Origin of the sequence: Paenibacillus sp. FSL R7-277 (genome assembly GCF_000517965.1) — a bacterium.
Taxonomy (GTDB): Bacteria; Bacillota; Bacilli; order Paenibacillales; family Paenibacillaceae; genus Paenibacillus_AQ; species Paenibacillus_AQ silagei.
On sequence record NZ_ASPX01000015.1, the window covers coordinates 18167 to 30264 of the forward strand.

8 protein-coding genes are annotated in these 12098 nt (G+C 55.6%); 3 read left to right on the forward strand and 5 right to left on the reverse strand.

Annotation, left to right across the window (positions count from 1 at the left end; translation table 11 throughout):
- Positions 1 to 57 precede the first annotated feature (57 nt).
- Positions 58 to 2199: a beta strand repeat-containing protein gene (locus C173_RS34890; protein WP_081751069.1), complete on the reverse strand. Its 2142-nt coding sequence runs from the start codon at positions 2197 to 2199 to the stop codon at positions 58 to 60.
- A 250-nt stretch (positions 2200 to 2449) separates the two neighbouring features.
- Positions 2450 to 3925, reverse strand: a complete 1476-nt coding sequence (locus tag C173_RS07505) for an ABC transporter substrate-binding protein (protein WP_036723740.1) — start codon at positions 3923 to 3925, stop codon at positions 2450 to 2452.
- A gap of 81 nt (positions 3926 to 4006) precedes the next feature.
- Here C173_RS07505 and C173_RS07510 point away from each other — a divergent pair, with 81 nt between their 5' ends.
- Positions 4007 to 5899: a cache domain-containing sensor histidine kinase gene (locus tag C173_RS07510; RefSeq protein ID WP_036723742.1), complete on the forward strand. Its 1893-nt coding sequence runs from the start codon at positions 4007 to 4009 to the stop codon at positions 5897 to 5899.
- Entirely contained in the window at positions 5874 to 7490 is a 1617-nt protein-coding gene (locus C173_RS07515) for a response regulator (RefSeq protein WP_162174675.1), read from the forward strand. The genes C173_RS07510 and C173_RS07515 overlap by 26 nt, the downstream gene beginning before the upstream one ends.
- A gap of 12 nt (positions 7491 to 7502) precedes the next feature.
- Here C173_RS07515 and C173_RS07520 read toward each other — a convergent pair whose 3' ends face one another.
- Entirely contained in the window at positions 7503 to 8231 is a 729-nt protein-coding gene (locus tag C173_RS07520; protein ID WP_036723747.1) for a hypothetical protein, read from the reverse strand.
- A gap of 123 nt (positions 8232 to 8354) precedes the next feature.
- Positions 8355 to 10058: a DUF4127 family protein gene (locus C173_RS07525; RefSeq protein ID WP_036723751.1), complete on the reverse strand. Its 1704-nt coding sequence runs from the start codon at positions 10056 to 10058 to the stop codon at positions 8355 to 8357.
- 192 nt (positions 10059 to 10250) lie between these two features.
- Here C173_RS07525 and C173_RS33575 point away from each other — a divergent pair, with 192 nt between their 5' ends.
- Positions 10251 to 10514 (forward strand): GNAT family N-acetyltransferase, encoded by a 264-nt coding sequence (locus C173_RS33575; protein WP_235191811.1) that lies wholly within the window; start codon positions 10251 to 10253, stop codon positions 10512 to 10514.
- Here C173_RS33575 and C173_RS07530 read toward each other — a convergent pair whose 3' ends face one another.
- Positions 10515 to 11783 (reverse strand): PucR family transcriptional regulator, encoded by a 1269-nt coding sequence (locus tag C173_RS07530; RefSeq protein ID WP_155991331.1) that lies wholly within the window; start codon positions 11781 to 11783, stop codon positions 10515 to 10517. It lies immediately after the preceding gene.
- Positions 11784 to 12098: the final 315 nt, after the last annotated feature.

Genomic DNA, 12098 nt, shown 5'->3' on the forward strand with positions numbered 1-12098 from the left:
ACCGCTGTGGAACGCTCTTTTAGCTGAAGCTTGTGGGTCTAAACTAGTCTGCAGCGGTTAAGTCAGTCTGTGCACAGACCATACAACACCCGAAGAGACACCTCCAAGATCTAACGGCACGGTCAATCCATCTGATACATAGAAGAGGCCGATCACATCGCCTGCCGTCAGTTCAACTTCACCTGTCAATGTTACTGTACCATTACCCAGGATCGTCCGCAGAGACAGCAGAAGCGCAATGTTAACATTCAGCAGCGGGAACAATCCGGTTACCAGATCCGTTACTGTCGGGGATGTTCTCCGCACTACAAAAGCCGGATCAATTCCCGCTCCCAATGCAACCGAGATGGCAGCCGTAGTGCTGTAGTTAATGGTTGCCTCAAACGAATATCTGCCGGATACCGGAATCGTGTAGTTGCCTGTAGTCTCATTAAATGTCGCACTGTCATAGTAAGGCGAAGTTACAGTCCAGCCGGTAAGCTGAGTACTGGTCGAGACCGAGAACGTCGGCAGGAATGCGGAGAACCCTTCCGTTGCCAAATTCGGGCCGGTTGCCCCGGTCAACCCCACGCCCGTTGCCCCGGTCGCCCCGGTCACTCCTACGCCCGTTGCCCCGGTCGCTCCAGTCTCTCCGGTCACTCCCGTTGCCCCGGTCGCTCCGGTCACTCCTACGCCCGTTGCTCCGGTCGCTCCGGTCACACCTACGCCCGTTGCCCCGGTCGCCCCGGTCACTCCTGCTCCAGTCGCCCCGGTCGCTCCGGTCACTCCTGCTCCAGTCGCCCCGGTCGCTCCGGTCTCTCCCACGCCTGTTGCTCCAGTCGCTCCGGTCACTCCCACTCCCGTTGCCCCGGTCGCTCCAGTCACTCCTGCGCCCGTTGCACCTGTCGCTCCGGTCACTCCCACGCCTGTTGCCCCGGTCGCTCCAGTCACTCCTGCGCCCGTTGCACCTGTCGCTCCGGTCACTCCCACTCCCGTTGCCCCGGTCGCTCCGGTCACTCCCACTCCCGTTGCTCCGGTCGCTCCGGTCACACCTACTCCCGTTGCCCCGGTCGCCCCGGTCACTCCTATTCCAGTCGCCCCGGTCGCTCCTACTCCCGTTGCCCCGGTCGCTCCGGTCACGCCCACGCCCGTTGCTCCGGTCGCTCCGGTCACGCCTACTCCCGTTGCCCCGGTCGCCCCCGTCACGCCTACTCCCGTTGCCCCGGTCGCTCCGGTCACTCCTACGCCCGTTGCTCCGGTCGCTCCGGTCACGCCTACGCCCGTTGCCCCGGTCGCCCCGGTCACTCCTATTCCAGTCGCCCCGGTCGCTCCTACGCCTGTTGCCCCGGTCGCTCCAGTCACTCCTACTCCCGTTGCCCCGGTCGCTCCAGTCTCTCCCACGCCTGTTGCTCCAGTCGCTCCGGTCACTCCCACTCCCGTTGCCCCGGTCGCTCCGGTCTCTCCTACGCCCGTTGCCCCGGTCGCCCCGGTCACTCCTACGCCCGTTGCTCCGGTCGCTCCGGTCACTCCTATGCCCGTTGCTCCTGTCGCTCCGGTCACGCCTACGCCCGTTGCCCCGGTCGCTCCGGTCACGCCTACTCCCGTTGCCCCGGTCGCTCCGGTCACTCCCACGCCTGTTGCCCCGGTCGCTCCGGTCACTCCTACTCCCGTTGCTCCAGTCGCCCCCGTCACTCCTGCGCCAGTTGCACCTGTCGGACCTGTCACGCCGGTCGCACCGGTCACCCCTGCCCCGGTCGCTCCAGTCGCCCCTGCCCCGGTCGCCCCAGTCACTCCCGCGCCCGTTGCGCCTGTCGGGCCCGTCACGCCGGTTGCTCCAGTCGCCCCAGTGGCCCCCGTTACACCAGTATCGCCCAGCAGTTCAGCCGAGACCAGCCGGTGGGCAGTGACGAGCTGGCCGGTGCTGCTCTTGCCCCACACCGAAATCTGGATGGGGTCATCCGTCATGGCAGACGTGACAAACAGAAATTCAAAAGCGTCCAGATCCGCATAATAAGTGTTTGTTATCGCTTCGTTGGCAGCCACATCCAGCGTTTGGCTGACATACAGATTTCTAATGCCTCCGAGCATGTAATACCCTTGTACCAATACTGTATAAGCTGAAATGCTGCTGCGGTTATCAATTCTGACCGTAACCTGTGTGGTGGGTCTTACCCCTCCTACTGCATTATTTTCCAGTGGTCCTGTGGATAGTAGAGTCATTTCCCAGTCTCCTTTAACGACAGATTTGTATTGTCCTGATAGATTCTCCTTTCCTCGCTTAATCTATCTTTTGACTACATAGAAGCTAGCAGCAGAAAGATGGATCAATATAGTAATATTCTGCGATTCCGGCACGGTGTGTGCAGTAGAGCTAGATTCCGGCAGGCATCCCATATAAATAGGAGACAACACAAAAGGGCCCTCTCCTCAGCCGCAATGGCCTGGAAAGGTCCCTGAATAGAAGCCTATTCTATTCCCGTCCGCTGCTTGAACGGTTTTGCAGGCTCTCCCCCAATAACGGGGCGCGGGGATCGAACTGCGGATAGATATATTCCTCACGCCGAAAAGAATACCCGGTAGCTGCAATGTCCAGCATCTGATTCAGCCGCTCACTCTCGCTGCCCAGTCCCTGGTCCAGCGGAATGTCCCCCGCGATGATCCGCAGATACAGCTGCATTCTTGGACGGTCGCCTGAATAACGCGGCTCCATGGATACCGTATTCGGATCATACTGGTCCATGATCTGCGGGGATAGCGGATAGATCGATTCTGCTGCGGTTGGATAGAATTCCCTGAAGTGGCGTAGCCCGCGTGAAGCACCCGGCTTATCCATAATCCCGTCTGTCACCGGGAGGGCGAGCGCCTGCTGATACAGCATGCCCAGGAACTCCTTCGATTGAAGAAAACGCCAGACCTTCACCGCAGCCTCCCGGCTCTGCGCCGCACTGTTCACCACCAGCGGAGCTTGGGGGACCATCATCAGGGCCCCGGCACCGCGCCGTGACAGCTCCGCTGCCGGAGGGAGCGCCACTCCCCAGTCATCCTTAGGCATATACTCCTGCAGCTTGACATAATCTTTGCTGGTAACATACATCATGCCAATATTGCCGTCCGCGAACTGCCGGAGCGCACTGCTCAGCTTCAGCAGCGTCTCCCCCGGGTAGAGGCTGCCCTGCTGCTTCATCTCCCGTACCATTTGCAGCCAAGGGGCATACACACTCAGGTCATAACGGCCCGACCGGTAATCATACAGATAATAACCGCTGTAGGTATTCGATAGCTCCAGTCCGGCCTGGAGACTGGCCCGGCTATCCCCGGCGGGCAACGCGAAGCCGTATTTATTGACCAATGCTCCGGCCCGGCTGATCTGCAGGGCAGCCTGCTCCAGTGCAGCGAAGGTAAGCGGAGGCTGCTCCGGGTCAAGTCCGGCGGTCCGGAACAATTGTTTATTGTAGATCAGACGCACGGTATCAATACTGGAGGGCATGAAGTAGATTCCGCCCTTGAACAACGGGCCGGACGCGTACTTCCTGGCCCATACCGGAAAACGCAACAGCCATCCGGCATCCAGATCAGCAGACAGATTAGCAAGATACCCCTTGTTGACGTAAGTGGCCAGCCAGGCGTTATCGACACTGAACACATCCGGCCCCTGCCCGGAGGTCATCAGCATATTTAAGGTATCGTCGTAGGCGTCTGTAGCAAGGTTCATCACTACGATCTCAATCTGATCGGGATTCGTTTTATTATAATGGCTGATGGCATTCTTCACTTCCAGGTTCTCCGTCCAGTCAGACAGGGCGACCCTCACCCGGGTGGTCTGCGCCTCCGGCAGGGCCTTCTCGCCTTGAGTGAGGTCCGGCAGCAGCGGGCGGTCATAGACAAAAGTGTAGATAGCCAGCCCGCACCCTAAGATGGCAATAAGATAGAACAGTAACCTTTTCACACCGCACCTCCTGCGTTGACATCCTGACTTCACGCGTTTTACAATGTATACCAGTTATTGACTTGCTGAAGGAGGACTCCGATGAAGAAATATTACGATTCGTTGTCGAAGGCTCTCTTCCTGTATAACTTCAGCATCCGCAGCCGGCTGATCCTCTACTTTCTCTTCCTCGTTCTTCTCCCGACCACGATCATCTCGGTCACCATCTATAACAAATCCGCCGGGATCATTACCCGGAATATGAATACATCGATTGAGAATAACTTCAATCTGGTTCAGGATAATCTGGCCCGGCGGTTCGAAGCCGCCAATCAATCCATGACCGCGTTGTACCTGAATTCTGAATTCGCTGACCTCATCTCCTCCAACCGGCCCGCAGACAGCACCGGAATCATTAATGAGCTGGCCGCCCTTAGCAAAATCCTTGAGGATTTCCCCGCGAACGGGACCTCCGGCAACAGCTTCGTCCCTATGCTCTATATGCTGAACCGGCCGGAATATACCCAATATAATTTCTCACGGCGTGTATTCAATATCGATCTTATTACCTTGAAGCCCTGGTATTTAAGCATTCCGGCCAAAGCCGATTTTGCCGTGGTGGGCCTTAGCTCACTGGATTCCAGATTCACCCTCAAATTCGCGAAGCGCCTGTTCGGTATCCGGCATGCACAGCTGCCCTATGTCGGACTGCTCACCCTTGATATCCCGGTAGCCGAATTCGGCACGCTGCTGGAGCATTATAAGCCTACCCCCGGCAGCAAGGTCTATATCGCAGACAGAGCCGGAACGATCGCCATCAGCCCCGAGCCGTCACTCATCGGCCAGAATATCGCCGCTCAGGATTATTACAGCAAGCTTAGCTTGACTATAGGCCCTGCTGGCAGTACCAGCAACCCTCTCTCTCCAGACCACTCATCCGGACTGCATTCCTTCCGCCACTCTGTCGGCAGCGAGGAGATGCTCGTCTCGTACAAGACGCTGGAGAATACCGGCTGGACCATCCTGTCCTTCTCGCCTGTCCGTGAGCTGAATGGGGAGCTGGTCTCCTTCCGCCGGGTGATGTATGCCGTAATTGTCATCTGCATGCTCATCTCCTTCCTGATGGCCCTGCTGCTGTCCGAGAATATCTCCGCTCCGATCCGCAAGTTCATCCAGTCAATGTCGCATGCCGAGAGCGGGAACTTCAATATCCCCATCCGTTACCGGCGCAAGGACGAATTCTCCTATTTATTCAACCGCTACAACAAGCTGCTCCAGCAGATTAAGGCGCTGATCGACAAGCTCTACGTCACCGAGCTGCGCAAAAAGGAAGCCGAGCTGCAAATGCTCCAGGCCCAGATCAATCCGCATTTTCTCTACAATACCCTGGACTCCATTAACTGGATTGCCATTAACCACGATATTCCCGAGATCAGCAGCATGGTCACCTCGCTCTCGGATTTCTTCCGGTACAGCCTGAGCAAGGGCCGCAATATTATCCCGCTCCGCGATGAGCTGCGGCAGGTCGAGAGCTATCTGCAGATTCAGCAGTTCCGCTTCCAGGACCGGCTTCACTATGAGCTGGAGGAGACGGACCGGGCGCTCGCAGAGGAATGTCTGGTGGTGAAGCTTAGTCTCCAGCCGCTGGTGGAGAATGCCCTGATTCACGGCATCCAGCGGCGGCGGGGAACAGGCACGATCCGCATCCGGGTAGAGCAGACGCAGGAGCTGCTTAGCATCTCCGTGTTCGACGATGGAATAGGCGCCGATCCCGCACGGCTGAACCAGCTGCTGGCAGACCCGCAGCCGGGCAGCCAGTCTTACGGCATCCGCAATGTGCATATGCGGATCCGGCAGTTTTTTGGAGAGTCCTACGGCATCCGTTATTACGACAATACCGAAGACGGCTGCGGTCTGCTGGCTGTCATCCGGTTCCCGGTGGTCACTACTTGGAATGAGGTGAATGAAGATGTTAACGATGATCATAGCAGATGACGAGCCGTTTATCCGCAGCAGTCTGATCCGTGTGTTCGATTGGCAGGAAGAGTTCGGGATTGAGATTATCGGGGAAGCCTCGGACGGGCTGGAGGCCTACGAATTATGCCTGAAGCTCCAGCCGGACATCCTGTTCACCGACATTATGATGCCGCTAATGGGGGGGCTTGAGTTAGCAGAGAAGCTGCGGGAGGCAGGCTGCAGGGCCCGGATTATTATTATCAGCGGCGCCCAGGACTTCTCCTACGCCCGGGAGGCGCTGAAGGTGAACGCCGAGGGATATATTCTGAAGCCGGTCAAGCTGCCCGAGATCCGCAGTGTCTTCCGCCAGGCGGTGGCCAAGCTGACAGAGGAACACGAGCAGCAGCTGGATCTGGAGCAGCTTAAGCAGCAGCTTCAAGACAGTATGCCGCTGCTGCGGGAGAAATTCCTCCAGAATCTGATTGCCGGCCTCTACCGCAGGGAGGAGGAGATCTGGCAGAAGATACAGTATTTCGACCTGCCCTTCCAGCAGGGGACGCTTCTCAGCGTCTGTGTACTCCAGCTGGATGAATACCGGAGCGCGGTGGATAAATACTCAGAGGAGCATAAGCAGCTGCTCTACTTTTCCATCCAAAATATCATTCAGGAGAGCCTGGACAGCCACCCCTGCGCCATCAGCTTCGTAGCCAGCGAGAACGAATTCATTATGGTGATCTGCACCCCGCAGACACCTCCGTCCCACTCCATCTCCGAGACCTGCGAACAAATCATCGCTAATATTCAGAAGTATCTGCGGCTGGATGCCTCCGTCGGCATCGGGCGGGCTTGTCCGCTGGCGGGCCAGCTTGAGGATTCCTATAAGGATGCGCTGGCTGCGCTGGTGTACAAATTCTATACCGGGCCTGCCTCCGTCCTCTACATTAATGATATCCAGCCCGACACGGAGAAGCTGCAGAGCACCTTTATCTATAAACTCCAGGCCCGGCTGATGAATGAATTGAAGGCAGGACATACAGACACCGTCACCCGGCTGCTGGAGCAGCTGTTCAATGGACTGGCCGGTCCCAAGCATAGAATTGAATACGTGCAGAGTATCTGCGCAGAGATGATTTTCACCTCCGCCAGAGCCCTGTATGAGATAGATGAGGATATCGAGCAGGTGCTAAGCGACCGGATTAGCATCATGGATAAGCTGTACCAGCAGACCACGATCACCGGCCTTAAGGCGTATATGCTGTCGCTCCTGCATGACTTAAGCGCTTATGTAGCAGGCAAGAACACCTCCAGGAACAGCCGGATCGTCAGCAGCATCTGCACCATCGTTCAGGAGGGATACGCCTCGGAGCTGTCCGTGTCCAGGATTGCCGAGGAGGTGTTTCTGACACCTAACTACATCAGCCTGCTATTCAAGAAGGAGACCGGCAGAACCATTACCGACTATATCACCCAGATCCGCATAGGCAAGGCGAAGGAGCTGCTGCTGACCACGGACCTGAAGGTCATGGAGATCTCAGAGCGGGTCGGCTATGAGAATCCCCATTATTTCAGTACTGTTTTCAAAAAAACCACCGGCCTGCACCCGCTCAAGTTCCGTTCGGCCAAGGATTAGACCGCTGCCGCTCTAGCGGACAATATAGGATTTCGTACCTATTCTGGAGAAGATGGCCGTTTTTACATTCACTTTGGCGGAGATCGGCGGGCTCAGTCGTGAGTTGCCGAGAGAAGCAATATAGGCAAAATCCGGGTGAAGCCCCTCATCCGCCAGATAGGCAGACGTCCGGCTGCCCGGCACCCGCTCCCTGTTGAGCGAGGTTATCATCTGAGTGGCATTCTTAATCCCGAGCCCGTGTCCGTAGTAGCTGTCTCTGGACAACATAATCGCGTTCTCCCCCTGCCATTCCGGCTTAGCCGGATCATGGTCGGGATTCTTGAAATAGACCACATCGCCCGGCTGCAGCTCATTCCGGTTGAACGTGGTAATCAGCTTCAGATTGCTGTCATAGTTCCAGTCCCACAGGTACAGGCCGGTGAAATTACGGTTGAAGGCCGCCTCTCCGATCATGTTGATGGTCGCTTTATAGAGAATCATCACCATCGCCATAGCACATTCAAAGGCATACAGCTGTCCATTCACAAAAATATCATTAATCGCCGCCGAAGGAGTGACATTTGCATTCAGCTCAAATCCACCGCCCCCTGTACGGGTCCAATACCTCGGATTGCAGCGGGAATTCTCGAAGGTCGAGAAATCTGTCCCCCCTACATTCATTGCCCGGGCTGCCGCAATAATCTCCCCCCGCATTCTGCTCTCAAATGCCGGATCTGCCGGAGCCGCGTATCCATACCCCATTCTGCTTCCCCCTTTCGTCTTCTTGCCATGAAATATAGGTTATTGTACGTGTCGGGCCTCCTATTGGTGCGTAAACAGCCCCCCGTAATCTATCCACGGAGAGCTGCCGGTCAGAAACACCTATTATTCTAACGTGACATGAGGATTCAAAGTAATCTCAAAGGCACGGCCCCAAATATAATCGGGATCATCGTATGGAAGTACTGCACTGGCGTATTCGGAGAAGACCCAACTGCCCCCGTTAATGTGCCGGATACTGCACGCCGGTTCAGCACTTCCGATCAGGAAGGCGCCCGTCCCGGCAAGCGTGGCCGTGTGTGTCTGCATCCGCTCTCTCAGCAGGGCCTCGAGATGAGCGTAATCCTCCGGGCTATTGAACAACAACATGTTCTGATCTGTAAACGTTGCAACATTCTCATAGAGCGAATGGGCTCTGGAGTACGTCCGGATTTCACCAATCGCAAGCCTTTTGTAGAAGTAATCCTTCAGGAAGCGCTTGAACAGCAGCGAGCCGTGAGCGTTAACCGCAAGATCCAGCGCCGCCGCATCGCTCTCTGTAACGATATAAGCATATCGGGCCTGGGCCATGCCCAGTGCGAGGCCGATTTTGTTCCCCGGCGTATTCCAGCCGCTATATCCTAATAGCGCGCCAGTATGCCTGCTGCCCAGAAGAGCCTCAGTTATACTTGCATCTGCTGCACCTGCGCCGACACAGTCAATCACTACCGAAGGGACGAGGCGGGAATCGTTATCCTCGATACGGTTAACCGCAGCCAGCACCTGATCCGCTGCAGTAATCGCAATAATCTCCACCTCACGGGCATCGCCTACCGCCTCACCCCCTACAATATCCAGATGGCGCAGGATGTTCTGATGCACATCCATATATTCATACGGACTCGTAAGGGTAGAGCCATGCGGTCCGAAATATTCAACGGTATACCTGGTTGTGGCTCCGTTCCGGTAGAGCTGATTCGCCATCCGCGCCAGTAAGGACTGTCCCAGTCCGTCTGCATCCGGGAGAATGACGGCCCGGTCCGGATTTTGCCCCTGGGTCCCGCCCAGCCATTCATTAATGCCTGCTTCCATATAGTGAATCTCGTTAATCTGCACGCCCTGGGTATTGGCATCATCCACACCGACTGCAAAGAAATCAATAGAGCCTTCCTGCGCCAGCACCTCCAGAATATAGCGGTTCGTCTTGAACTTATGCGCTCTGGTATTGTAATACTGCTCTTTATCAAAAGTAGCCGTACTGCCATAGTCGCCAGTCGGGGACAGGTTATACCCACTGAGAATATCTTCGAACTGTGTGAAGCTCCTGCGCGGCTGAAGCATGAAGTTGCGGGACTCCGTATAGGCCGCGAGGTCCAGCCCTTCCGCAAAAGAGGTGGTGGCCAGCCTCATAATTGTATCCATTACATACACCGGCTTGTCCGGGCAGGCTTGCTTCACTTCACGGATGACGTCCAGCAAGTCTGTAGTTGCAGCGTCATACGCCGGGTAGACACCACCCGCATGCGCCCGGAGACGGCGGCTGCCAATCAGCCCCCCGTAGGCCAGCATGTCCGCCGAGAGAATAAAACCGTCCACGGACGACGCCGCATGATCCAGAATCCATTGCCGGATCTTGGCGGTATCTCCGTAGGCCGGTGAGGAGGTGGTCAGCAGGGTTGTGCCCGATGCTGTCTTTTGCGAATCCAGGCGATTCTTAAGATCCGTTACATCCGGTGTGATCACATCAATGCCCGCCGATCTCCCCTGCACAATCACATCATCCAGATTAACAGGCCGATCATCCAATGGTACATATAGCACTTTCTTCATTGATGTCACGCTCCCTCTAGTTAGCAGATAGGCTCAGAACAGATGCCCTCACTATATAAGGTAATTTACACAGATGGATTACAACCAGAACTTAAAAAATAATAAAAAATATAAAAAGCCTACCCAGTTGAAAGGCAGACTCTCTATATTAATTCAGTATTATTCAGAAAAATTAATATACACGGAGGCATTATCAGCTGCTGGGACGGTGAGCGTGTAGTAGGCTTAGCACGGGCCATCACAGACTATTGTTACTGCTGTTACCTCTCAGACTTGGCTGTCATCAAAGAGTATCAGAAGCAAAATATAGGCAAAGACCTGGTAGAACTCCTTCAGCAGACCTTGGGAGATCAAGTAGCCATCGTACTCTTGTCTTCTGAGGAAGCTTTAACGTTCTATCCTCAAATCGGCTTTGAAGCGGCTACCAATGCCTTTCGGATCGCCCGAAAACATTAGCTACTCTGTGGACCCGGCAGCCTCCTGGAACCATAGATTTACCTGCGCGGTCTCCTCGGTCAGAAGATCCAGGTAGATGGAGGTACGGTAGTCGGTCTCCTTGAGGCTCCTGCCTGTAATCTCGGTGATCCGGTTCAGGCGGTACATTAAGGTATTGGTATGAATATGCAGAAAAGCGGCCGATTCCTTCAAATTCCCGTCCAGCGACAAATATACGGCGAGGGTTTTCAGGAGATCGCTCTTATGCTCACGGTCATGCTCCTTCAAAGGATAGAGCAGCAGGCTCCGGCGCGGGCGGCTCCGTTTCTGTTCCAGAATCGCCGGAAGGTACGCCCAGAACCCGATCTCTTCATAGAGCAGCAGCTCACGGGTATGATAAGGCAGCAGCTTCTTCAACTCCAGAATCTGCAGCGCTTCGCGGTACGCTTCAGCGGCGGAGGTATATTCGCGGTATTCAGGGCTGCACCCTGCCGTAAGCCTGCCGCCTTCGCTCTGGCCCAGCTCCCCGAGCAGCTTGTGCAGGAACGAAGACAGACGTCCGGTCCCTTCCACCGGAAATATAAAGGAGAAAAGAATAATTAGCCGGTTCTGCTCGGCGGTCTGAAAAAGCAGCCGCTGCCCGGTATAGGTAGCCATCACCCTGCGGAATTTCTGCAAAAAATGCTCATCAACCGGCCTGCTGCTCTCCAGCACCCCGATATAATAACGCTCCGGCAGCAGAATCGCCCCGGCCTCTGCCTCCTGGCGGATTCGCGGCTCACTCTCATAATGCGAGGTCAGCAGCTTCCAAAAGAAGTCCTCGAACGTCTTCTCCTGCTTCGTCTTCCAGCCGCGCTGCTTCAGCAGATGACGTCCGGCAATCCCGGCAGCCTTCTCCACGATACGCTCCGCATGCCCTTCGGTAAGATTCCCCCGGTCTACCACCCAGATATAGCCCAGAATCTCCTGCTGGTGCTTGATGCACATGGCCAGCCGCGGGCCAAGCCCGACCTCCATTACCGCAGGGATGCGGATCGGATGAATGCTGCTCTCCAGCTCATGCATAACTCCCTTTTTGCGTAGACCGATAATGACCGTGCTGGGCACCTTTTTGCCAATGATGGTCGAGATCCGCGCCGGATCACTCTCCGTCTGATGGGAGCTGTACCCGATCACATGATGATTGCTGTCCTCAATCGTAACCTGGGACTGGAGCGATTCGCTGAGCGTATCCGCCAGGGATTCCATACTGTCAAAAAAACGGTCAAATGATGGCTCTGCTTCTGTCAATGTTCCCACCCCAACCCCAAGAATAGCCGAAGCTTATATAAGTGATTACATTATATTACAGCGTCTGGCAGTTGCCTATAGGAATAAAACAGATTTCAGTAGAAAACCTGACATATCATGAAGAATTTGCGTCAAAAGCAAAATAACGTGGAGCGATAGCTTACATGGGGCGGGTGTCAGACGCGCTCGACCCCCGCTGGCCCAATGTGTTCGGTTTTTCGCCTACATCCGCCTCACTCGGTGCGACCCCCTTATCCCGGAGTCCTCCGTATAAAATCGGTACTTGTCGTAGATATGCTCTTTATTTCGCTTTTT

Coding starts and splice junctions, on each gene's coding strand:
- C173_RS07510 (WP_036723742.1), top strand. CDS start 4,007: ATGAAGAAATATTACGATTCGTTGTCGAAGGCTCTCTTCCTGTATAAC.
- C173_RS07520 (WP_036723747.1), bottom strand. CDS start 8,231: ATGGGGTATGGATACGCGGCTCCGGCAGATCCGGCATTTGAGAGCAGA.
- C173_RS07525 (WP_036723751.1), bottom strand. CDS start 10,058: ATGAAGAAAGTGCTATATGTACCATTGGATGATCGGCCTGTTAATCTG.
- C173_RS07515 (WP_162174675.1), top strand. CDS start 5,874: ATGTTAACGATGATCATAGCAGATGACGAGCCGTTTATCCGCAGCAGT.
- C173_RS34890 (WP_081751069.1), bottom strand. CDS start 2,199: ATGACTCTACTATCCACAGGACCACTGGAAAATAATGCAGTAGGAGGG.